Source organism: Psychrobacter sp. 4Bb (genome assembly GCF_002836735.1).
Lineage (GTDB): Bacteria > Pseudomonadota > Gammaproteobacteria > Pseudomonadales > Moraxellaceae > Psychrobacter.
On the sequence record NZ_PJAS01000066.1, the window covers coordinates 22,753 to 47,575 of the forward strand.

At 45.5% G+C, this 24,823-nt stretch carries 17 protein-coding genes; 15 read left to right on the plus strand and 2 right to left on the minus strand.

Going from position 1 to position 24,823, the window contains the following annotated elements; translation table 11 throughout:
• Positions 1–127: 127 nt before the first annotated feature.
• From CXF60_RS08995 to CXF60_RS09035, 9 genes are all read left to right on the plus strand, one after another.
• Positions 128–859 carry an amino acid ABC transporter ATP-binding protein gene (locus CXF60_RS08995; protein ID WP_145990211.1) on the plus strand — a complete coding sequence of 244 codons (732 nt, stop codon included), beginning with the start codon at positions 128–130 and terminating at the stop codon, positions 857–859.
• Positions 860–1,163: 304 nt separating this feature from the next.
• Entirely contained in the window at positions 1,164–1,487 is a 324-nt protein-coding gene (locus tag CXF60_RS09000; RefSeq protein ID WP_228707089.1) for a DJ-1/PfpI family protein, read from the plus strand.
• A gap of 99 nt (positions 1,488–1,586) precedes the next feature.
• Complete coding sequence (locus CXF60_RS09005; protein WP_102091655.1) at positions 1,587–2,837, plus strand: FAD-dependent oxidoreductase; 1,251 nt, start codon at positions 1,587–1,589, stop codon at positions 2,835–2,837.
• 370 nt (positions 2,838–3,207) lie between these two features.
• Positions 3,208–4,983 carry an AMP-binding protein gene (locus CXF60_RS09010; protein WP_102091656.1) on the plus strand — a complete coding sequence of 592 codons (1,776 nt, stop codon included), beginning with the start codon at positions 3,208–3,210 and terminating at the stop codon, positions 4,981–4,983.
• Between the two features lie 240 nt (positions 4,984–5,223).
• Positions 5,224–6,834: a carboxyl transferase domain-containing protein gene (locus CXF60_RS09015; protein ID WP_102091657.1), complete on the plus strand. Its 1,611-nt coding sequence runs from the start codon at positions 5,224–5,226 to the stop codon at positions 6,832–6,834.
• A 165-nt stretch (positions 6,835–6,999) separates the two neighbouring features.
• Positions 7,000–7,809: an enoyl-CoA hydratase/isomerase family protein gene (locus CXF60_RS09020; RefSeq protein ID WP_102091658.1), complete on the plus strand. Its 810-nt coding sequence runs from the start codon at positions 7,000–7,002 to the stop codon at positions 7,807–7,809.
• Positions 7,810–7,886: 77 nt separating this feature from the next.
• Positions 7,887–9,983 (plus strand): acetyl/propionyl/methylcrotonyl-CoA carboxylase subunit alpha, encoded by a 2,097-nt coding sequence (locus CXF60_RS09025; protein ID WP_102091659.1) that lies wholly within the window; start codon positions 7,887–7,889, stop codon positions 9,981–9,983.
• Between the two features lie 45 nt (positions 9,984–10,028).
• Positions 10,029–10,949 carry a hydroxymethylglutaryl-CoA lyase gene (locus tag CXF60_RS09030; RefSeq protein WP_102091660.1) on the plus strand — a complete coding sequence of 307 codons (921 nt, stop codon included), beginning with the start codon at positions 10,029–10,031 and terminating at the stop codon, positions 10,947–10,949.
• Positions 10,950–10,992: 43 nt separating this feature from the next.
• Positions 10,993–12,180, plus strand: coding sequence for an isovaleryl-CoA dehydrogenase (locus CXF60_RS09035; protein ID WP_102091661.1), 1,188 nt, complete (start codon positions 10,993–10,995; stop codon positions 12,178–12,180).
• Positions 12,181–12,290: 110 nt separating this feature from the next.
• Here CXF60_RS09035 and CXF60_RS09040 read toward each other — a convergent pair whose 3' ends face one another.
• Together CXF60_RS09040 and CXF60_RS09045 are read right to left on the minus strand one after the other, a co-directional pair.
• Positions 12,291–13,019: a pantothenate kinase gene (locus CXF60_RS09040; protein ID WP_102091662.1), complete on the minus strand. Its 729-nt coding sequence runs from the start codon at positions 13,017–13,019 to the stop codon at positions 12,291–12,293.
• Between the two features lie 59 nt (positions 13,020–13,078).
• Entirely contained in the window at positions 13,079–14,068 is a 990-nt protein-coding gene (locus CXF60_RS09045; protein WP_102091663.1) for a biotin--[acetyl-CoA-carboxylase] ligase, read from the minus strand.
• 175 nt (positions 14,069–14,243) lie between these two features.
• On the opposite strand from CXF60_RS09045, the gene CXF60_RS09050 reads away from it, so the two are divergent.
• The 6 genes from CXF60_RS09050 to CXF60_RS09075 all read left to right on the plus strand — a co-directional run.
• On the plus strand, positions 14,244–15,047 hold the full coding sequence (locus tag CXF60_RS09050; RefSeq protein WP_180958125.1) for a sulfite exporter TauE/SafE family protein: 804 nt from the start codon (positions 14,244–14,246) through the stop codon (positions 15,045–15,047).
• A gap of 51 nt (positions 15,048–15,098) precedes the next feature.
• Positions 15,099–16,040: a hypothetical protein gene (locus CXF60_RS09055; protein ID WP_102091665.1), complete on the plus strand. Its 942-nt coding sequence runs from the start codon at positions 15,099–15,101 to the stop codon at positions 16,038–16,040.
• A gap of 66 nt (positions 16,041–16,106) precedes the next feature.
• Positions 16,107–20,051 carry an AAA family ATPase gene (locus tag CXF60_RS09060; RefSeq protein ID WP_102091666.1) on the plus strand — a complete coding sequence of 1,315 codons (3,945 nt, stop codon included), beginning with the start codon at positions 16,107–16,109 and terminating at the stop codon, positions 20,049–20,051.
• A gap of 215 nt (positions 20,052–20,266) precedes the next feature.
• Positions 20,267–21,283: a cell division protein ZipA gene (locus CXF60_RS09065; protein ID WP_102091667.1), complete on the plus strand. Its 1,017-nt coding sequence runs from the start codon at positions 20,267–20,269 to the stop codon at positions 21,281–21,283.
• A gap of 365 nt (positions 21,284–21,648) precedes the next feature.
• On the plus strand, positions 21,649–23,640 hold the full coding sequence (gene ligA / locus CXF60_RS09070) for an NAD-dependent DNA ligase LigA (RefSeq protein WP_102091669.1): 1,992 nt from the start codon (positions 21,649–21,651) through the stop codon (positions 23,638–23,640).
• A gap of 3 nt (positions 23,641–23,643) precedes the next feature.
• Positions 23,644–24,823 (plus strand): tetratricopeptide repeat protein (locus CXF60_RS09075; protein WP_145990210.1); only part of this gene is annotated, 1,180 nt, incomplete at its 3' end.

Consider the following 24,823-nt stretch of genomic DNA (forward strand, 5'->3'; position numbering starts at 1 on the left):
TGATTTACCTTTTTTAAATAATGACTATCGAAAATAATGTGGTTAGGAGCCAGTGATGAGCAATGCTGATACGTACGTAAATGCCTTTGGCGGGCTGGTTACCAATAGTGGTCATGCTAGTGATGAGATGGTCATTGAGATATCTAATGTCAGTAAATGGTATGGAGACTTTCAAGTACTGACTGACTGTACAGCGCATGTACATAAAGGTGATGTCGTTGTTGTTTGTGGTCCATCGGGTAGTGGTAAATCAACTTTGATTAAGACAGTGAATGGACTTGAGCCTTTTCAAAAGGGTGGCATCATGGTCAATGGCATCTCTGTCGGTGACCCAAAGACTAATTTACCTAAGTTACGTAGCCGTGTCGGCATGGTGTTTCAGCATTTTGAGTTGTTTCCACATTTGACTATTATTGATAATTTGACCGTGGCGCAAATCAAAGTGTTGGGCCGTAAAGAGTCTGAGGCAAAACAAAAAGCGATGGCCTATCTAGACCGTGTTGGTCTGACGGTACAAGCGGCGAAATATCCAGCGGAGCTCTCTGGTGGTCAGCAGCAGCGTGTTGCGATTGCACGAGCGTTGGCCATGGATCCAGTCGCAATGCTATTTGATGAACCAACCTCCGCGCTTGATCCTGAGATGATTCAAGAGGTGCTAGATGTGATGGTTGAGCTGACTCGTGATGGTATGACCATGATGTGCGTGACGCATGAAATGGGCTTTGCCAGTCAGGTGGCCAATCGTATTATCTTTATGGATGAAGGGCATATCGTAGAAAACTGTAGTAAGGATGAGTTTTTTGAAGGCGCAAAAAGTGACCGTGCGCAGATGTTCCTGTCGAAGATTTTAAATCATTAAATACACTTTGATTTACGATTGTGTATAACAGTGTTTCTAATATGAAGACATGTTCTAAAGCTTACTTTTCTTTCTACTGCTAATGATTATACAAAGCGCCCTATTAAAGACAGTTCAACGCTATCTTTAATAGGGCGCTTTGTATTGAGCTTTTTTTGTATAGCTATTTGAAAAATGATTTAGAGCTTGTGATGTTTACACACAAGGAATTTGAATAAGATAGCTTTGAGACTATAAAGCTGTTGAAAATAGAGCGGGAATAGTCGCAGGATTAGAGAAATCGCAAACGGCAAAGGCAGATGAAATGGCTCATCTGATTAATCAAGCAAGTTTGGCAGAGCTGACGCTTTCAGTGTGTACGGGAGCATTGCTATTGGCTAAGGCAGGTTTGCTAGCTGGTAAGTCAGCAACCACGCACTGGATGGATTTGGATAATTTAGCATCCTATCCTGATATCGATGTGATCTCGCATACGCGTTTTGTAGATACCAGTGATGATACTGGTAATATTGTCACATCAGCGGGGATAAGTGCAGGCATCCATGCAAGTCTATACTGTATAGAAAAATTAATAGATAGTGAAACCATGCGTGCAACAGCACATCGCATGGAGTTCGATATTGACTAAGTGAATTGCTAGATAGGTGAGTGAATGGCTGTTTACTGATACAATAGCGGTCAATATTTTTGATAATTAAAATAATTCATAAACCATCTTGGAGTTTATATGAGCGTAGAAAACCTATCTGTAGCATCGAGCACAGCAGCAAGAAAAGGTGTGGTTATTATTGGTGCAGGACTGGCAGGCTGGCATGTCATTGATGCCATTCGTGCCAAAGACACAGAGATTCCAATCACATTAATCACGGCTGATAGTGGCGACCGTTATCATAAGCCGATGTTGACGATGGCAATCAGCCAAAACAAACGAGCATCAGATTTGGTACGGGCGTCTGGTAGCGGGGCGGCGAACACAGCAGAAGTGACGTTGCTAGCCAATACGCAAGTGACAGATATTGATCCAGTGAGCCAAACTGTACAGGTGCGCTCTACTGCGCAGTCAGATGACGCACTGACGACTATCGGCTATGAGAAAATGGTGCTAGCGATGGGCGCGCACCCTATCTTTCCTAAAAGTCTGCCACAAGATTTGGTCTGGCATGTCAATCATATCGAGCGCTTTAGTCAGTTACAAGAAAAGCTAGCAGCAGGTAGCCAGCATGTTGCGATCGTTGGTGCTGGTATGGTGGGTACAGAAATCGCAGAAGACCTGCTTAAAGCTGGTCATAAAGTAACGCTCATTGATTTAAACGATGCACCGCTTTCACAGATGCTACCAGCAAAAGCGACTGCACGTATAGCCAAAGCGATCGAGTCGCAGGGTATTCAATTCTTAGGTGGTTATCAAGTATCAGCTGTCGCTCGTATTAATTGCAATAGCAATGACAGCGAAGATGGCGAGAAGCTACAAGTAGACTATGCCCCATTATCAACGGATGCAGATAATACTGATATTCAGCCGCTCGAACCACTGATTGTAGATCATGTGATTGCCAGTACAGGTCTGACAGTCGATGAGCAATTACCTGCTGCGGCTGGTGTGGAATTCGATCGCCGTACGGGTATTGTGGTGGATGCAGCGACGTTGCGCACCAATGCAGCGAATATCTATGCCATCGGCGACTGTATGTCTATCAATGGGGTTGCTTGTCGTTATGTTGCGCCATTACGTGCGCAGGCTGCGACTATCGCTGATGATATCTTAGGTCATGAGCATAGTGGTTATGATCATAAGCCGCCAATGATTCGCCTTAAGAACAAAGCCATCTCTGTGATGGTGACGGGCGTACCGCAAGCAGCGGGCAATTGGCAAGTAAAGACTGAAAGCGATGATGAGCTAATCATGGATTTGATCGATGATAATGAAGCCGTTAGCGCAACAGTAACGATTAAAGCGCCTGCAGTTCCTAAGGCATAACGATTGCAATACCGTTTTTTGAAAAACTAATGAAAGGACATCATTTATAAGTGATGTCCTTTATTAGATGTTTTCCAGAGGACTTAGTTAAACGACAGTATTGATGATTGAGCCAGCCCATTACTTACGATGTGGTTGGCTTTTTTATGTCAAATATTTGCCATGATTCTATGTTACCTTTTACTAAGTAGAAATATAGGCTGTCTAATTAAATGATACATACTGTATTGATATTGTTGACAGGCTTTCATTGATGGCGTTATAGTAGCTGAATGCTATGTAAGACCTGCCCAAGGAAGAAGGTTTGCACGCAGGCTATTAATAAGTGCTATTTATAAATGATATAAAAAGTAAAACGAAAGGACTCGTTATGACTCAAACTCCTGATTTCGATTCGATTCACGTTGACTTCGACACTATTTTAAACAACATTCCTAGTATCAATATGGGCGCACGCTCAGCCAATGCACCACTTACTCAAAGCTATGACAAAGGTCCTGATGTACCGCTGATTGAAGCGACAATCGGTGACTTTTTTGATGCTATTGTTTCTAAATATCCTGAGCGCGAAGCACTGGTCGTCCGCCATCAAAATATCCGCTGGACATATCGTGAGCTACAGCAGCAAGTGAATCAGCTAGCCAGTAGCATGATTGAGATGGGACTAGAGATTGGCGATCGTATCGGTATTTGGTCACACAACAATGCCGAGTGGTTACTCATGCAATTGGCCACGGCAAAAGTCGGCGTTATCCTCGTTAATATCAATCCTGCCTATCGTACTTTTGAGTTGCAATATGCCCTAAATAAACTGGGCTGCTCAGCGCTGGTACTAATGCGTCATTTCAAAACCAGTGACTATGCCAGTTTAATCCGTGAGCTATGTCCTGAGATTTACCACAAAGATTACACTCAGCTTGATTTGGTCGAGATTCCGACGATTGAACGTATCATCTGGATTGATGAGCCAGAGTCGGACGAGACATTTGGCTTTATGCAAAAATTCTCTGCGTGGATGAGCGAGGGCGATGCCAACGATCCGCGTGTTGCTGAGCGTCAAGCCCAGCTTAAAAACACCGATGCTATCAATGTACAGTTCACCAGTGGTACGACAGGTACACCAAAAGGCGCTACCTTAAGCCATCGTAACATCCTTAACAACGGCTACTTCATCGGTGAGGCCATGAACCTCACTGAAGAGGATAGGCTGTGTATTCCAGTACCTCTGTATCATTGCTTTGGCATGGTGCTTGGTAATCTAGCGATTCTCACACATGGCGGCTGTATCGTATATCCAAACGACGGCTTTGAGCCATTAACCGTCTTACAGGCAGTCGAAGAAGAAAAGTGTACAGGTCTGCACGGCGTGCCAACGATGTTTATCGCAGAGCTTGACCATCCTGAATTTGAAAACTTTGATTTGTCTACCTTACGTACTGGCATCATGGCTGGCTCTAGCTGTCCGATTGAGGTTATGCGCCGCGTCATCGATAAGATGCATATGAGCGAAGTCACCATTGCCTATGGTATGACAGAGACCAGCCCCGTATCTTGCCAGACCAATGAGCACACGCCACTTGATAAACAGGTCTCGACGGTAGGACTGGTACAGCCTGCGCTTGAGGTGAAAGTCGTCGATACAGAAACAGGTGAAATTGTCCCGTTAGGTGAGACAGGTGAGTTGCTTACACGAGGCTATTCCGTGATGAAAGGCTATTGGGGCAGTCGTTTCAAGACCCGCGAAGCGATCCAAGATGGTTGGATGCATACGGGTGACTTGGCCACAATGGACGAAGACGGCTACGTCAAAATCGTCGGCCGTAGTAAAGATATGGTGATTCGAGGCGGCGAAAATATCTATCCAGTAGAAATTGAAAATTATCTCTATCGTCATCCAAAGATTCGTGATGTACAAATTGTGGGTATACCAGATGAGCGTTATGGAGAAGTACTCGCGGCGTGGATTATTCCGAAAGAGCCTGGCTGCTTGACTGAACAAGAAGTACGCGAGTTCTGTAGTGAGCATATCGCTCACTATAAAGTGCCGACTTACTATCGCTTTGTGACTGAATATCCAATGACTATCACTGGCAAAATTCAAAAATATAAAATCATTGAGCAAATGAAAGAAGAGTTGGGTTTGTAGTAAGCTGACTTATCTGCTCTAAAAAACAAAAGACTAACCATATTCATTTCGCTATAAAAGTATTACAGCGTTAACCTCGCTTGAAGTATCACACATACATCTGCACTCGGTTGCCTTGTACTACTTTTAAATTGAATCGACTATATGTGAGCAATGCTTAAAAATAGCAGTTAGTATCATTTATATAAAAAGCTACTCACATCTACGTATCTATCTATGTATAAGAAAAAAAGGGATATCATGAGCGCTATCATAACCAGTAAACTGAGTCCAAACTCAAGCGATTTTCAGCAAAACAGTGCCGCGATGCAAGAGGTAGTCGATGACCTGTATGTACACTTGCGTAAAGTTGCCCAAGGTGGCTCAGAGCGTGCACGAGCCAAGCATCTAGCGCGTGGTAAGCTGTTACCACGTGAGCGCGTCGAGCGTTTATTGGATGTAGGCACGCCGTTCCTAGAAGTGGCACCGATGGCCGCACATAATATGTATGGCGAAGAGATTCCGGCAGCTGGCGTGATTGCAGGTATTGGCCGTATCAATGGCATCGAGTGTATGATTGTCTGTAATGATGCCACGGTAAAAGGCGGCACGTACTACCCAATGACGGTCAAAAAGCATCTACGAGCACAAGAGATTGCGCAAGAAAATCATCTGCCATGTGTGTATCTAGTTGATTCAGGTGGTGCCAATTTACCGAACCAAGATGATGTATTCCCGGACAAAGAGCATTTCGGTCGTATCTTTTTTAATCAAGCCAATCTGAGTGCGGCAGGTATTCCGCAAATCGCTGTGGTTATGGGCAGCTGTACGGCTGGCGGTGCGTATGTGCCTGCCATGAGCGATGAGTCTATTATTGTCAAAGAGCAAGGCACTATCTTTTTGGGTGGTCCACCACTAGTCAAAGCAGCAACAGGTGAAGAGGTTACCGCAGAAGACTTGGGCGGCGGTGATGTACATACTAGACTATCAGGTGTGGTTGATCATCTAGCGCAAAACGATACGCACGCGTTATCGATTGCCCGTAATATCGTCAGTCACCTAAATCGCCCTGCGAAAAATATCCCCAATCAAATCACACCGCGTCCGCCACGTTATGATGCCAAAGAACTCTATGGTGTGATTCCAACGGACAAGCGCAAGCCGTTTGATATCAGAGAAATCATCGCGCGTATCGTTGATGACAGTGCCTTTGATGAATTTAAAGCACGGTTTGGCACGACGTTGGTCTGTGGGTTCGCTCATATCGAAGGGATGCCTGTTGGTATTATTGCCAATAACGGTATCTTATTCAGTGAATCAGCGCAAAAAGGCACGCACTTCATCGAGCTGTGCTGTAAACGCAAAATCCCATTAGTATTCCTGCAGAATATCACTGGCTTTATGGTGGGTCGTAAATACGAGAACGAAGGTATCGCTCGTCATGGTGCCAAGATGGTAATGGCAGTGGCCAATGCAAAAGTGCCAAAATTCACCGTTATCGTCGGTGGCTCGTTCGGCGCTGGTAACTACGGTATGTGTGGTCGAGCTTACAGCCCGCGTTTCTTATGGATGTGGCCAAATGCGCGTATCTCTGTCATGGGCGGCGAGCAAGCAGCATCAGTACTGGCAACGGTCAAACGTGATAACTTTGATCGCAAGGGCGAGACGTGGAGCGAAGAAGACGAAGCAGCATTTAAAGCGCCGATTCGTGAAATGTATGAAGAGCAAGGTCATCCGTATTATGCTACCGCACGTATGTGGGATGACGGCGTAATTGATCCTGCTGATACCCGTAATGTATTGGCGTTAGGGCTGAGCGCTGCATATAACGCGCCGATTGAAGAGACAAAATTTGGTGTCTTTAGAATGTAAGCGTTCTAAGGTCTCCCCATAATAAACGACTACTGTGTTAACCTCATTTGAAGGATGATTTGTACATCTACGCTTAGTCTTTGCACTTGGTTTCCTTGTATTAACATTATTATGGATTGACCAAGAGTTTGTTTGAGTATTTACATAAAAAATATAGAGAAAGTTATGCAAAAAGACAGTGATAAAAATTATAAAAGCCTACTGGTTAAAGTCGAACAGCACGTTGCTACGGTGACATTAAACCGCCCTGAGATACGTAATGCCTTTAACGATGAAATGATTGCCGAGTTAACCGATGCATTCAATACGCTTGGTGCTGATGATGAAGTACGTGTCATTGTGCTAGCAGCTACTGGCAAGGCATTTTGCGCAGGTGCTGACCTCAATTGGATGCGTGCCATGGCGGATTATAGCTATGAAGAGAATCTAGCGGATGCTGATAAGTTGGCGCAAATGCTTAAGACTATTTATGAATGTCCTAAGCCAACAGTCGCGGCTATTCAAGGCGATGTATACGCAGGTGGCATGGGTCTAGTCGCTGCTTGCGACGTAGCCATTGCGGTCAAAATTGCTAATTTCTGCCTCAGTGAAGTGCGTTTGGGCTTAGCCCCTGCCACTATCAGTCCTTATGTTATCCGCGCGCTAGGTGCTAGAGCATCGCAGCGTTATTTCTTAAGTGCTGAAGTATTTGATGCCAAAAAGGCGCGTCAGCTTGGTTTTATCCATGAGCGTGTCAGCGAAGAGTGGCTGGCCGATGAAGTGGCTGCGTTCTGTAATAAGGTTGTCAAAAACAGCCCTGATGCAGTTAAGACCTGCAAACAGCTATTACACGATGTTGCTGGTGCGCCTATTACAGATGAGCTGATTGCTGACACGGTCAAAGGTATCGCTGATATCCGCTCATCAACACAAGGCCGCGAGGGGGTACAAGCGTTTTTGCAAAAGCGTAAACCTGATTGGCTAATGGCAGACTAACTAGTAGTATAACAATGATAGGCAAATGGGCAAATAGACAAGACGTCAAATAATAACGACAAGACACAGGGATAGTTATGTTTTCTAAAATTCTAATCGCCAACCGTGGTGAAATTGCTTGCCGAGTGGCCGCGACTGCTAAGCGTCTTGGCGTCAGTACCGTTGCTGTTTATTCTGATGCGGATCGTGAGGCCAAGCATGTGGCGGTCTGTGATGAGGCTATCTATTTGGGCGGTTCGGCACCGAAAGACAGTTATCTCAAAGGCGATGCTATTATTGGGATAGCGCTTGAGACTGGCGCCCAAGCAATCCATCCAGGATATGGATTTTTGAGTGAGAACGCAGATTTTGCACAGGCTTGCCAAGATGCTGGTCTAGTATTCATCGGTCCATCGGCGAATGCTATTCGCGCCATGGGCGGCAAGTCTGAGTCTAAGCGCTTGATGGAATCGGCTGGCGTGCCGTTGATACCGGGCTATCATGGTGATAACCAAGATGCACAGTTTTTGCAGCAACAGGCCGATAGTATTGGCTATCCTGTCTTGATTAAAGCAAGTGCAGGTGGCGGCGGTAAAGGCATGCGTATCGTTGAAAAAAGTAGCGATTTTATTGACCTGTTGGACTCATGCCGCCGTGAAGCGATTACCAGTTTTGGTAATGATCAAGTATTAGTCGAAAAATACGCGCTAAAACCACGTCATATCGAAATCCAAGTATTTGGTGATACGCATGGCAATTATGTGCATCTGTTTGAGCGTGATTGCTCAGTACAGCGTCGCCATCAAAAAGTACTAGAAGAAGCGCCCGCACCGGGTGTCGATACTGCCATGCGTCAAGCAATGGGCACGGCGGCAATCGAAGCAGCACGTGCGGTTGATTACGTTGGTGCAGGTACGGTTGAATTCATCGTTGAGCAGCGTGAAGACTCTATGAATTTTTATTTCATGGAAATGAATACGCGCTTGCAGGTTGAGCATCCAGTTAGTGAAGCTATTACGGGTGTCGATTTGGTCGAGTGGCAGCTGTTGGTTGCTGCAGGTCAGCCATTGCCAAAAATACAAGACGATCTGGCTATCAACGGTCATGCTATTGAGGCACGTATCTGTGCTGAAAACCCTGACAATAATTTCTTGCCAGCGACAGGAACTTTATTCACTTATCAAAAGCCTGAGCATAGTACCTTTAACATTACCGATGTACGTATCGATGATGGCGTACGTGAGGGTGATGTGATCAGTCCTTTTTACGACTCTATGATTGCCAAGCTTATCGTCCATGCTCCTACGCGCGAACAAGCGTTGGCGAGACTAGATCGTGCATTGGCACAGACGCGTATTGTGGGTCTGCCAAACAACGTGGCATTTTTGCGTTATATTTTAAATACTGACTCTTTTAGTAAGGCCAATCTTGATACGGCATTAATAGAGCGCGAGCAGGATAAGCTTTTTGATCAGCATCCGCTTGGATTATCGACGCTTGTGGTGACTGCTATTGCGCAGCAGCTAGCAAGTGAAGCGACCATGCAAGGTTTAGATCCATTTAGTAAGCCGACAGGTTTCCGTGCTTATAGTGATTATACTCGTTCATTCAGCTTGGTTTATGATGAGCAATCCTATAGCGCTCGCATCAGTAATTGGCACAATGCGAGTTGTACTGATAGCAAAAAGAGTGGCGATAATCTCAGTAATTTTACGCTCGTCATTGGTCAAGAAATCGCGAATACGCAGGATGATAGCAATATCAATGTGGCTGCTCAGACCAAAACGGTTTATGAAGGTCAGGTCAGCTATGATAGCAGTGACGCGCATAACCATACCTTATGGTTAGAAGGCGCACGTATCAGTGCTCAAAGCTGGGTGAATAACGAAACAGTCCACGTATTTACAGATAGCGGACGCGATGAGATCACACTTGTTGATATCATGGCACATGTGGGTCAAGACACAGCAGCGGTTGGCAGTTTGAAGTCGCCAATGCCAGGACAAGTAGTTGCATTCAAAGTAGCTGTTGGCGATACTGTGGAAAAAGGCGAGCCACTTGCCGTCATCGAAGCCATGAAAATTGAACATACCATTACTGCACCGACGGATGGTGTGGTAGCAGAGCTGTTGTTTGCAGCGGGTGACTTGGTCGCCGATGGTGATGAGCTATTGCGCATCGATGCTGAAGGTTAATAAAGGCTGACAATTAGCAGCCGAGTCATAAGAAGGACGATAAGTATGAGCCATTCGTATCCAAGCCATGTCACCATTGTTGATGTTAGTCCACGTGATGGTCTACAAAACGAATCCATGACGGTACCGACTGAAGTTAAGCAAACGCTTATCAATGACTTGATTGCGGCGGGTGTCAAAAAACTGGAAGCGACCAGTTTTGTGTCACCAAAGTGGGTGCCACAGATGGGCGATAACAGCGCGCTACTTGAAGCATTAGCGCCTACGCGTCAGACAGATATTTGCTACTCAGTATTAGTACCTAATATGCGCGGCTTTGAAAATGCCATTGCACATCGTCCTGATGAAATCGTTATCTTTGGCTCAGCCAGTGAGACCTTTAGTCAAAAAAACATCAACTGTAGTATCGATGAAAGTATTGAGCGTTTTGCACCCGTTGCTGCGGCTGCAAAAGCACAAGGCATCAAAGTACGTGGCGTTATCTCTTGTACGGTCGGTTGTCCTTATGAAGGTGACATTGACCCAAGCCAAGTAGCGTATGTGACCAAGCGGTTGATTGAGATCGGTTCAGAGCAGATTGGCATTGCAGATACGATCGGTGTGGGTACACCGCTCAAAGTACAACGAGCGTTGCAAGCTGCACTTGAGTATGCTGATATTTCCATGCTATCGGGGCACTTTCATGACACTTATGGTCAAGCACTAAGTAATACCTTGGCTGCATTACAAATGGGTGTGAGTGAGTTTGACACCTCTGTCGCGGGCCTCGGTGGCTGTCCTTATGCCAAAGGCGCAACAGGCAATGTCGCGACCGAAGATGTGGTGTATATGCTGCATGGTATGGGTATCAGCACGGGTATCGATTTGGAAAAATTGGTCGTGGCAGGCGAGCGTATCAGCGAGTTCTTAAAGCGTCCTAACGGCTCAAACGTGGCACGTGCCTTAATCAATAAACGTCAGTCTTAAATAATTACTGTAAAAATTAAATATTAAAATACAAGGAATGGTTATGAGTTTACCTGGATTAAATTTTCAACTTGGCGAAGATATTGACGCCCTACGTGATGTCGTGCAGCAGTTTGCAGCAAACGAGATCGCTCCACGTGCTGCCGAGATTGATAGCAGTGATGAGTTTCCAATGGATCTGTGGCAAAAGATGGGTGACCTCGGTCTACATGGTATTACCGTTCCAGAAGAGTACGGCGGCTCTAATATGGGCTACGTCGCACATATGGTCGCGATGGAAGAGATTAGCCGAGCTTCGGCATCGGTAGCGCTTAGCTATGGGGCGCACTCTAACCTATGTATTAACCAAATCAAACGTAATGGTTCTGAAGAACAAAAGCAGAAATATCTGCCAAAACTAATCAGTGGCGAGTTCATCGGTGCATTGGCAATGAGTGAGACAGGCGCTGGCTCAGACGTCGTTAGTATGAAGCTAAAAGCTGAAGAAAAAGACGGCAGCTATGTGTTGAACGGTAGCAAAATGTGGATTACCAATGGTCCTGATGCTGACGTGATGGTGGTCTATGCCAAGACCAATCCTGAATTGGGTGCAAAAGGCATGACGGCCTTTATCGTTGAAAAAGGTATGGAAGGTTTTGGTACCGCGCAAAAGCTAGACAAGCTCGGCATGCGTGGTAGCCATACTGGTGAGATGACTTTTAATAATGTAAAAGTACCAAGCGAAAATATCTTGGGTGGTCTTAATGAAGGCGTTAAGGTATTGATGAGTGGCCTAGATTACGAGCGTGCCGTATTGGCCGCAGGTCCTATCGGTATCATGCAAGCGGTGATGGACAATGTCGTGCCTTATATCCATGACCGTAAACAGTTTGGTCAAGCGATCGGTGAGTTTCAGCTTATCCAAGGTAAAGTTGCGGACATGTATACCATACTACAAGCCGGTCGTAGTTTCTTATATACCGTTGGCAAGAATTTGGACATGTTGGACGCGCGCGGTGCTGGTCATAGTCGAGAAGTGCGTAAAGATTGCGCCAGTGTGATTCTATGGTGTGCCGAAAAAGCCACATGGATGGCAGGCGAGGGCATTCAAATATTTGGTGGTAATGGCTACACCAATGAGTATCCACTTGGTCGCTACTGGCGTGATGCCAAGCTGTATGAAATTGGCGCAGGTACCAGTGAAATCCGCCGTATGCTAGTCGGTCGTGAGCTGTTTAACGAGACCAAATAAGAAGTAACTAATGATGCCTTAGCTATTTTCTAATATAAAATAAAAAAGCAGCACGCTTAAAACATGCTGCTTTTTTTGTGTCAACGTCGAACTGAATTATCTATAAGCGGTTAAGACTTATTGCGATAATCAAAGTATCTTGCCAAACCATTTAGTAATAAATCATCACGCAAGCGTACGGGACGATTAACATGCTGCGAGATAATGGCTGCATCACCACCTGTCATAATCAATTCAAAATTAGGATGACGATGGCTAATCTCATTGATTGCGCCGACGATAGAGAGCAAAATACCGCAATGTACTGCGTCTTGAGTGGTCAAGCCTTGGTTGACGCTATCAAAAGTACCGTTCGAGATAGTGATTTGCTTAGTACCAGAGAACAGTGACTCACGTTGCAGGTAGATGCTGGGGAAAATATAACCGCCCAGATGCTCAGCATGATCAATCAAATCAATGGTCACCGCTGTGCCACAACCAATCACACACTGGCGTTTTTTCTTATCGACCGCACCGAGCATCTGTAGCCAGCGATCACAGCCGAGCTGCTGATCATTGTAAGCACTTTTCATCAGCGCGTGCGCCGCATCGACATGGACAAACTCAAACGGAATATTCAAACGACTGAGCGTCTCTGATACTTTGGCATTAAGGTTATCGCCCAATACTGATGAGATACCAATAAAGTCAGGCGCGTAACGCTCAAAGCGATCGGTCAGACCCATGAGTAATTCGGCAGGCGCTTGCAAATGTTGTTTGGCATCATGTGTGACTATCTGACCGATATCATCGGTGAGCCAGTATTTCAGGCGGGTATTTCCAAGATCAAGCCAGAGCATAAAATTCCCTTTATATAGTGCTCGTTAATGATGGTGTTCATCAATATAGTTGTCTAAGCCTAATAAATAACGTCGATGCGTCCAGTAAAAAGCGTAGAAATCTTACCGCTATCTTGGCGCAATTGCAAACAGCCATGTGTGTCGACACCGCAAGCGATTCCCGTTATGACTTTTTCTTCGTTATTATAGTCTTGCGTGACGCGTAAGCGCAGACCTGATAGCGCATCCATCATCGCAAACTGCTCCAAAAAACTATCCAAATAATAAGTATGACCGGTTGGCTGCTCTATACCTAAATGCTCAAAGCGTGTCATCGCTGCCATCAATGCTTTGCTCATCTGCTGATAGAGCATTGGTAGGTCTGGTAGGCTCGCAGATCGTGTTTCTAAAGGCAGCATCTCATTGATGTCTTGTAAGCTAATCGCTTGATAACTCATGCCTTCAGACGTTTGTGTGGTGAGCTTTGGTGCAGCTTGTACGTTTAGGCCAATGCCTAGCATCACACCGACCAACCTGCCAGCTTTCGTCACTGGCTCTATCAAAATCCCAGCCAGTTTATTAAAGGGTAGGGTACGCTGATTTGCTACATCACTATTCAATACGGAATCTAATACCGAGCTGTCCGTTATGGATTGTTCTTTAGATAGCTCTTTAGATTGGCTCTGAGCTTGCTGATAAAAACCCAAGTCATTTGCCCATTTCACCCCAATTGGCGTCATCCCTTGCGCTTGCAGTTGCTCGTTCAAAGTTTGAATGACAGGCATCTTAGCCAGTTCAAGACCAATGATGAGCGATAGCAAACCACTAATTGGCATATGTACAGGATGGTAGAGCGACAGATAGACATTGCCGCGCGGTGATTGCCACGAGCGCCCGTGCTGACCACGACCTGCGCTTTGGGTTTCCGCGGTCAAAACGTGTACGGTGGCGACATCTAACGCCCCGTTTTGCAAGGCTTCTATCAGCTCGCTATTGGTCGAGGCGCTACTAGCCACATGACGGTGATTGAGCTCGGATAAATAGGTAGAAAAACTAGTGAGTGGCGGCATAAGTTTAGTCGATGTGGTTAAAGGAAACTTTGATATACTGAGCGATTGTTGCGGTCAGAAAGTACCGAGTAAACAGCATAAAGGTCGCGCTGAGATTTGGCAAATACAATTAAGCACGCCTAAGCGCTAGTGAGTACTATAGCGCCAGTCAGTATTATAAAAGGTTCGTTCTATGATGTTATATGTGTGGTTTGTGATTGCAGGCGCGTTTGCGGGTGTCAGCGCGGGCTTGTTTGGCGTCGGCGGTGGCATGATTATCGTGCCTGCATTGGTCTGGATTTTTACCGCTTATGACTTTTCGCCAGAAGTAATCACCCATTTGGCCATTGGTACGTCGTTGGCGACCATCGTTGTAACTTCAATCAGCTCACTGACGGCACATAACAAGCGCGGCGGCGTGCGCTGGGAAGTATGGCGCAAGATGGCGCTTGGATTGGTCATCGGTAGTTTGGTCGGTGCGGGTATCGCGGATATGATTGATGGACAAGCACTACAGGCTATCATTGGTTTCGGTGCGCTATTGGTCGCCTTAAAAATGCTGTTCTTTTCAAATAAAGAACAAGTGGGTAAACCGCTACCATCGGCCGGTGTCCAGTTTGGTGCAGGTACTGGCATTGGGATGGCGTCCTCTATTTTTGGCATTGGCGGCGGCAGCTTGACCGTACCGTTCTTGAACTGGGCAGGGCTTCCGATGAAACAGTCGGTCGGCACATCAGCGGCATGCGGTCTACCAATTGCCTTGGCTGGAGCAGCAGGCTTTGCTTGGTTCGGTCAAGACGTGGTCAATCTGCCTGAGGGTACGATAGGGTTTGTCCATGTCACAGGATTCTTGTTTATTTCAGTTGCCAGCTTTGCAATGGCAAAAGTGGGCGCCAAGCTTGCCCATGTCTTACCTGCACTGATGCTTAAGCGCGCATTTGGTGTGTTGTTAATATTTGCTGGAGGACAGTTGTTATTGAGTGGATTGGGTGTTTTATAGCAATAATGAGTTTTTATAAAATTAGTATGCAAACCGTGAGACATTATTAGTATGAAAGCTGCAGAAAAATACCGCCGTGTTTTCGGCTCAATGAATCATCTAAAAGACCAATTATCATGGACGACGGGTCTCTCTAATATGGTAGAGTTTTTGGCATGGGAGCCGCAGCGTATTTTAGGCATCACTAAAAAGCAATACGTACGCCAAATCATTGAATGGGCGGCCCACCCAGATTTGAAAGATAAAAATATAGAAGAGATTGAGCAATCAGTCATCAAAAAGCTCAATACAAAAATGAATGAAACTGAGCAGCTAGAGACATATTCAACGCAAACGATGGGTATCTGTAATGCGAGAGAAGCCGTGCGCCGCGTAACGTTCTTTTCTGAAGACTATCTAAATAAAGAATTCGATATCTTTTTGAGTTTGTGCAGTGATGTTTATCTGAACTTATTTTATCGTAAATTTATCAACTTTGAGCCAAGTGGGTCATGGTCGACACATGGTAATAGCGGTATGTTTGAAAACAGTACAGAGCTAAAAGCAATGTACATGGACAACCTAGCCTATAACCATCAGGCCAATGTATTGATAGCGAATGAGTTAAAACTCGCTGGTCGGAAAAACCCAGACCCAATCCTAAAGTACTGCTTGATGTATGAGCACTTATTAGAAAAAGGCTTTATCGAGAAAGGGGCAAAATTTTTGCTGTTGTTTATCGGTGGTGACGCGCTAAAGCAAAACAAGCAAACGCTCGTAGATCGGGAGCTGGCTCTGTGTCATAAACGGCCAAGGAAATATCAGCATTTGCTAAGGCCAGAGCTGTTAGAAATAGTCGATCATTTGGAAGTGGCAAGTATCTCTTGGGCAGCCTTTATCGAGTTTAATAATCGCTATTTAGCAGAAAATAACGTCTGCCAAGTGGAGCAAAAACTGCTGCGAGGGTTCCATCAAAGCCTTGAATCAAAATCGTTTATGCAGTTAGCCGTTTAACCCTAAAAACCTACTACAATTTCAGGTAGAATAGCCGCCTGTTTTTGCTAAGTTTATTGACTCTTCATGCGTTTAAAATCTCTAAAGCTGGCAGGCTTCAAATCCTTTGCCAATCCAACCACTTTTACTTTTCGTCATGGTATCACCGCCATCGTCGGGCCGAACGGCTGTGGCAAATCCAATGTGATTGATGCCATCCGTTGGGTACTGGGCGAAACCTCTGCCAAGCAGTTACGCGGCGGGGCCATGAGCGATGTTATCTTTGCCGGTACGCAAGATAAAACAGCCAAAAGTGTCGCCAGTGTCGAGCTGACCTTTGAGCATACCCAAGATGAGCAGACTGGTATTCGCCACGAGTTTAACTTGTACCAAGAGTTATCGGTTCGCCGTCAGGTAAATAAAGATGGCCGCTCAGATTATTTTATCAATGGTACGCGTTGCCGTCGCCGTGATGTGGTTGATGTGTTTTTAGGTACGGGACTGGGTGCACGTAGCTATGCAGTGATTGAGCAAGGTATGATTGGGCGTATCGTTGAGTCTAGTCCCGTGCAGCTGCGTGAGTTTATCGAAGAGGCGGCAGGTGTCTCACGCTATCAGGCTCGCCGTGAAGAAACGCAGAAGAAGTTAGAGAAGACAAGGGACAATCTAGCGCGCCTGCATGATATGCAAAGCGAGCTATTACGCCAACAAAAATCACTGTCTAAACAGGCGGCTAGTGCGCAGCGTTACGAAGAATTGGCTTTAACACTAGCTGATATCGAGCAGCAGCTTGCTATTCAGCAGCTTTATCAAGCCAAGCAAACACATCAACAGCAGAAAGTAGCGCATGAACGCAGTGCTACGGAGGTGTCGACACTTCAAGCTGACTACGACACGCTCAAAGCTCAGCAAGACAAGCTCACTGCGCGTATTAACCAAGAGCAGTGGCTCAAAGACGATGCTCAAAGCGCTCACTATCAGCAGCAGCTCGGCTATCAACAAGCGGAACATAAGCTAAGTGATGCTAAGTCACAGCTGAAAGCTATTGAGCAGCAACTGTCTGGCTTGGCTCAACAGCGTGCGCAATCACTCGCTGATATTGAACGCCTAAAAGCTGAACAAGCTGAGCAGAATCAAGCGCTAGAAGCATTGCGTCCGCAGCTGACTGAGCTAACTGATAAACGCGATAACTATAAGCGCAATGAGCAGCCGCTACAACGCGTGTGGCATGAAACGCAAAATAATCTGTCACGCTTACAAGATAAAGCCCGTTCGCTTGAGCAGCAGCAAGCCATTAACGCTCAAGCACAGAAACGCCATCAGCAAAGCTATGATAAATGGCAACGCCGTGAGCAAAACTGGCAAAATCTGTGGCAGCAATTACAGCAGTCTATAGCGCCGTCTGCATCTGACAGTGCTGATGTGAGTAAAACGGATGATGAGCAAGATCTAAGTCAACTGCTAGAACAGCAAGTCACTGAGCTAAACACACAGTTGCAGCAAGTTGAGCGTCAACGCGAAGCCGTCGATGAACGCTTGTCTGAGATACAACCGCAAGCGCACAGCTTGCAGCAGAGACTAAACGCACAGCAGAGCAAGCTGAGCGATAATGAAAAGCGTCATGCGCTGCTGGCAGGCGAATACGATACCCTGCATCAAATACTGCATCCGAAACCTACACAAAAGCAATCAGCAAAGTCGAAAGTTATCGAGACAGATAATGCAGATAGCAGTGGTATACATAATCAGCCGTTAGCCATCGCGACGCTACGTGAGCAGATTGAGCTAAGTGCGAAAGGGCAGGAGTATGCACCGCTACTGGATAATATCTTGGCATTGTGGCTAGATAGCCATGTGCTGGTTGCTAACCAACAAGCTAACCAAACCAAGCAATCAGACGCTAATAACACTAATGATATTTCTCAACAAGCTAATAACCTATGGCAAGCGCTTGAGCATGACATTGCAGATTTACGGACTTATCAAACGGTACAAAATACACCTGCTAGCGAAAAAGATAAAACTCTAGTAGAAACGGGTCATAGCTTATGGTTGTCTACTACGCAAAATAGCATCAGTGACCAAGAGTTTGTCAGCGAATTGCCAGACAATTTGATTGATAAAGTATTGCCATTATCGCAGTTGATTACTCAGCCGCTACTCTCGCTATGGCAGCAGTGCTATATATATACGGCGCAGTTTGAGACCAGTGAACAGCATGAGGTTGATACACTTACTGATGTACTAAAGTCATTACCATCGTCCGCTATTTTACTTACCGAAGATGGTTGGCTCATCAGTCGTCATGGAACAATTAATTTAAGAAAATTCGCTGGTGCGCAAGATAGTCAAAGTGATAGCAGCAGTCAATTTCTCACGCAGCGTTTGCAGCAGCGCACTCGTTTGCAAGCGTTAGAAGACTCGCTTGATGAGTTTGAAAGCAAAATACAAGATCAGCAAAAATCTATTGCAAAAGACCAGCGCGATTATGATGCATTGTTAGTTAGCTTAGAAGAAACGCGCGCGCAAGCCGAGCAGTTAACCCGTGATAAGCATCAATACCAGCAGCAATTAATTACCGAGAGAGCTAACGCCGAGCGCTTGCAAGCGGATAGCCAGCGTCTGAACGCTGATAAAGCAACGCTTGAGCAAGAAAAGCAAGAACTGGCGCAAGAGCAACAAACGCTTGAACAAGAACAACAGCATATTGAAAGCGAGATCGCTACGCTAACGCCGCAAATAGCAGAGGCACGGGCGACAACTCAGCAACTGCAAGCTGAGCGCAGCGAGCTAAACCGTGCGCGTCAAGCTGATGATGACGCGTTGCAAGCATTACAGCTGCGCATTCAGCAGTATGAGATGCGCTTGGAGCATAGTGTTAGTAGTCTGGCTCGTGCGACTGAGCAACATGATAAATCGTTAGAGAATGAGCAAAGTCTACAGACGCGTCACGATCAGCAGCAGGCCAAGTTGCCAGATCTACAAGCCGCACTACAGTCTGCACAGGTAACGCGCGATGAGCAGCAAGTGCTATTGAACGAGCGCGATACTGCGCTAATGGCATTAAAACAAACGTACGCTGAGCAGCAGACGGCATTTGATGCACTGCAAAATACCTTGCAAACGCAGCAAAGCGAGTTTGCCCGTCATGCTACTGAATTGGCACTAAGTGCAGCGCGGTTAGAGGATGCTAGCGCACACACGCAAAGCGCTTTAGATGCCTACTATCGTGTGAGTCATAAATATAAAGCGCAAGCTGAGCAACCGCAACAAAGCATGAGCGTCTCAAACTTGCTAGCAGATTTCATCGCTCATGATCGCCGCGTCCGTCCAGACAAAATCGCTGAGCTAGAGTCCGAGCGCGCCAAGTTGACCCAGCAGTTGAGCAAGATTGGGCCAGTGAATCTAGCAGCGGTCGCAGAGTTGGCCGAGGTAAACGAGCGCCTAGAACCACTCGCACAGCAGACGGCAGATATCGCGGCCAGTATGCAGACATTGACCGAAGCGATTGCCTCTATTGATGAGACGACCAAGACACTGTTTATGCAGACGCTTGATGCGGTCAATAATGAGCTGGCCAATTTATTTGCCAAGGTCTTTGGCGGTGGGCAAGCTAGCCTGACGTTGAACACTGACGAGATGCCAGCCAATACGCCAAAGTCCGAACAATGGCGGGCAGGGCTTACCTTGATGGCGCAGCCGAAGGGTAAACGCAATAGTCGCTTAGCGGTATTATCGGGCGGTGAAAAAACCCTTACCGCGCTAAGTTTGATTTTTGCGATATTTAAGCAGCATCCTGCACCGTTCTGTGTTCTTGATGAGGTCGATGCACCGCTTGATGATGCCAACGTCGCGCGCTTTACCAGTCTCATTCATGAGCTAGCAGACGATTTGCAGTTTATTTTTATCAGCCATAATAAATTAACGATGCAAATTGCTGATGAGCTAAAAGGTATCACTATGCCAAGTGCAGGCATTTCTACACTAGTCAGTGTGTCGCTTGATGAAGCTGCGCGTTACGTAGAGAGCTAAGCGTGAAATAACCGACATTAAAAGTGCTATGAGAATCAGCGCGATGCAAATATAATCAATCAATTGGCATAAATGCAAATAAGCTTGACCTCAGTCCAGCATACTGGTTATAAAGTACACAATGTGGTGACGATATAGGTCAGCCATGCTAGAATATTGCCATTTATGCTCGTTTGTGTATTCCCTTTTGTTATATATACTAGGATGTATTTATCATGACCGTTATTCAGTTTATATTGATTGCCATTGCCGCGTTTATCGTGCTCGCAGGGCTGTTTATGGTCATTCGTAGCTTTAAGCGCCGCGGTGCTACCGAAGCTGCTGCGGTCAATTATGATAAAAATGGTATTCCCATCATACCGCGTCACGAGCGTAACATCGTCGATCAGCCCGACCTTGATGACACAGTCGCAGGCGAGACGAGCATCGGTCCAGATCGTAGTTACTTAGATGCTGTGGTTGAAGAAGAGCCGTTGACGCAAGCGCATACCAACGTTGATGCTCAACTAACGGCTGAGCGTAACCATATAGCAGCTGACGATCATGACGTCATCGATGAAGCGGACTACGCTCGCTGGCAAGAAGAGCAACGCCGTGCCGATAGTGCTGAGTTTGTAGAAGTCGCCGATCAGATGCATATCGAGCAAGAGCCTGATGCGTTCTCTAGTTTAATGTCAGCGACCGATAGCCTGATGCCAACCATCGATACGGCAGAAGAGCCAAGCTTCGATGACAATAGCCCGATACTGGATCAGCATCTATCAGAATCTAGTGATGACGCGCAAAACGGCCCGTTGATTAATGCCAAAGACAATATCAATATCACCATCTTGCCGCACCAATATCGCGATCGTCCAGCGGCGATTATCCGTGGTCGTGATCTGTTAGCGTTGATTGATAAATACGGTCTACGCTATGGTGCGATGAATATGTTCCATCGCTATGAGCAAAAAGACGGTACGGGTATGTTGTGGTTTAGCATGATGGGTATCACTGATAGTGGTATCGCACCGTTTGATCCGCATAGTGTTGCGACCAACACTTATAACGGTGTCGTCGTGTTCTTGTCATTGCCTCATCCACAAGCTGTGCGCAGCTTTGATAGTATGATGAGCATTGCTTATATGATGGCAAGCGACCTTGACGCGATTATGCTTGATGAAGAGAACGAACCAATCACGCCTGAATACAAACAGCAACTACGTAACCAAGTTCGTGATTATGAGGGTTAACGGTTTAAAAGCTACGAAAGTTAAAAGCTGATTAATAGCAGAAATCATAAAAAGGGCAAATAGCGATTAACGTTATTTGCCTTTTTTATTGGGCTATAGTTTCCGCAAAGTGCTAACCATAGTAGACTGAGCGAGCCTGACACAGTATCTGATTTATATAGGATTGACTATACCGAGCTTCCTACAAACTTGTTATCATATCGACATCTTGAATTGCAAAAAAGACGCCGACTATGACTGACTCTACCTCATCAAATAACTCTAAAAACTCATCTACTCAAGTAGAAAACCAAGCGCCTGCCACATCTAATACATCCAGTCCGACCGACAGTAGTACCAATAATAGTGCAGAGATTGTCTCAAAAATGCGTGCGCTTATTGAAGCGATTAAGACGCATAACTATGCCTATTATGTGCTGGACAATCCAATTCTAGAAGACAGTGAATACGACCAGTTGCGTCGCTCGTTGCTTGAGATTGAAGAAGAATATCCAGATTTGGTGCAGCCAGATAGCCCAATTAATCAAGTCGGCGATATGCCGCTATCGGCTTTTACCCAAGTTACGCATGATATTCCGATGCTGTCGCTAGGCAATGTCTTTGAATATGATGATTTGCGCGATTTTATGCGCCGCGTCAATGATCGTCTCAGCGATTCACAGCAAAACCCTGAATACGAGATGGAGCTAAAGCTCGATGGACTGGCGGTCTCACTGAAGTATGAGCACGGAAAATTTGTCCAAGCGGTCACGCGCGGTGATGGGCAAACAGGCGAAGATATTACTCAAAATGCCAAAACCATTCGTAACTTGCCACTATGGATAGCCGATGCTGCTGATATTGAGTTGCTAGAAGTACGCGGTGAGGTATTGATGCCAAAGGCAGGATTTGAGCGTCTTAATCGATTGGCAGAAGAGAATGAGGGTAAAACCTTTGCTAATCCACGTAATGCCGCTGCTGGTAGTTTACGTCAGTTAGATCCAGCGATAGCAGCCAGTCGTCCATTGGCATTCTATGGCTATTCGGTCAATCAAGGATTGCCAGATACTATCGACACTCAGTCAGGGGCGCTGGCATGGCTTACCGAGCTTGGATTTACGGTCAGCGCCGTAGAAGTGGTAGCAAATCCACGCGCCGCGCAGACCTATTATGAGTCAGTGACTGAGAGCCGTGCCAGTTTGCCTTTTGAAATCGATGGCATGGTGATCAAGGTCAATAGCCTTGCTCTACAGCAGCAACTTGGCTATCTATCACGCGAGCCACGCTGGGCGACTGCTTATAAATTCCCTGCTGAGACTGTGATGACGCGTCTAAATGATATCGAGTGGCAAGTCGGACGTACGGGTCAAATCACACCAGTGGGTAAGCTCGAACCTGTTAAAGTCGGCGGTGTCACCGTCAGTAATGTGACCTTGCACAACTTTGGCGAGATTCAGCGTTTAGATGTGCGTGCAGGCGATACGGTCAGCGTCCATCGTGCAGGCGATGTCATCCCAAAAGTCACTCGTGTCTGGCATGATCAGCGCCCAGCCGATAGTACGCCTGTCACGCTACCCTCTACTTGTCCTGTCTGCGACTCTCCCGTCGTGCTGCCAGAAGACGAAGCATTGGCGCGCTGTACGGGTGGACTGTTTTGCCCAGCGCAGCAGCAAGAAGCACTTATTCACTTTGTCTCACGTCGTGCCATGGATATCGATGGGCTTGGTGCGAGTTGGTTGATTAGCTTCTTTGAGCATGGTCTGGTCAAAACGGTCGCTGATATCTATCAGTTGCACAATCATGCAGATGAGATGGTCACCTTTGAGAAACTGGGTGAAAAATCGGTCCAGAATATCATCAATGCAATCGAAGCCAGCAAGCATACGACATTGGCTCGCTTTATCTATGCGCTTGGTATTCGTGGTGTCGGTGAAGGTACGGCACAGAACTTTGCTCAGCAATTTGGTGGTTTAGATAGCCTAATGGCGGCCAGTATTGAGACCTTGATAAAAACCCCAGATGTCGGAGAAATCACTGCCGAGCTGACCTACAAATTCTTCCGTGCGCCGCACAATATCGAAGTGATTAATTCGTTGCTTGAAGCTGGCGTCCACTGGGATAAAGTCGAGCAGGTTGCATCAGAAGGGCTACCACTCGATGGGCAAACGTGGGTCATCACAGGTGCGCTCGATAGCATGGCGCGTGATGAGGCTAAAGCCAAACTACAAGCATTAGGTGCCAAAGTCTCAGGCAGCATCTCGGCAAAAACCACTGCGCTACTGGCAGGGGATAAGGCTGGCTCTAAGCTGACCAAAGCGGAAAAACTGGGCGTCAAAATTGTAGCTGAGGAAGAGTTTTTGTCGATGGTTGGGGCGTAGATTATGAATATTGATGACATGGAAGGTCTAGACGAAGAAACTCGGAAAGAGATTGAAGAGTTGCAGAAGGTAATGCGTGAACAAAAAGAAGGCTTTAACTTTGCAAATGCCCAATGTGATATTGGCATTATTTTAATGAATAAAGGCTTTTTAGATATAGCAATAAATGAATTTGCAAAAGTAAATAAGCATGATTGTCCAGAACTATATTTTTTATCAAAGGAGTATATTGGAGATATATTATTAAAACAAAATAAAGTCAATAAAGCGATAGAAATGTGGAGAACTGTTGAGAAGCTCTATGCCCCCAAAGCATATTTGAGAGCTAATTTTAAAATTGGTGCAGTTTTAATAGAAAGAAATGATATTAAAGCTGCTATAGAATACTGGGAAGAAATTGACGAAGATGATCATCCAACGCTTTACCCAACAGTCCAACTATTGATTGGGGAGCTACTAATTCAAAATGGTAAAACGAGAAAAGCTATTGAGGCTTTGAACAAAATTAGTGATAAAAGCAACTCAGAAAAATATGCTAGAGCACAATATATTATAGGACTTACATTAAAAAAAGAAGGGAAATTTGAACGTGCATTAAAGTCACTATGTAATGTTTTACATTCAACTGATCCGGGAGTATATGCACAAGCAGAATTAAATATTGGATTATTGCTGGAAGATATTGGAAACCCCTTGAGCATTATAGAAGCATGGTATAGAGTCAAACGCAAAGATAGCACGAAAGCTTATGCTACTGCACAATTCTGTATTGGTAGTTATTATTCTGAAAACCAGGATATGGGAGCTGCTATTACTGCATGGGAACAAATTATGCATTCAGATGATAGCTTCTTATATGAGCGTGCTCAGTATAGAATTGGACAATATTTCATTGATAACCATATATTAAAGAAATATGACGAAGCAAAAAAATCATTTATCAATGCTATGTCAACTTATCCTTATGAAGCATATTGTTATCAACAAATATGTGAATTACTGTTAAACTCAAAGTTAAGAAATATTGGAGAGCATCTATTACATCTATTAAATAAAACTTTAAAAATTGTTAAAATGTTACAATTGGATTTTGGTTATGGTTCTGATGATATTAAGTCTCCCGAAAGAAAGCTTGCACACTATACGAACACTATAGTCAGTCCAAAATATAAAAGGTACAATA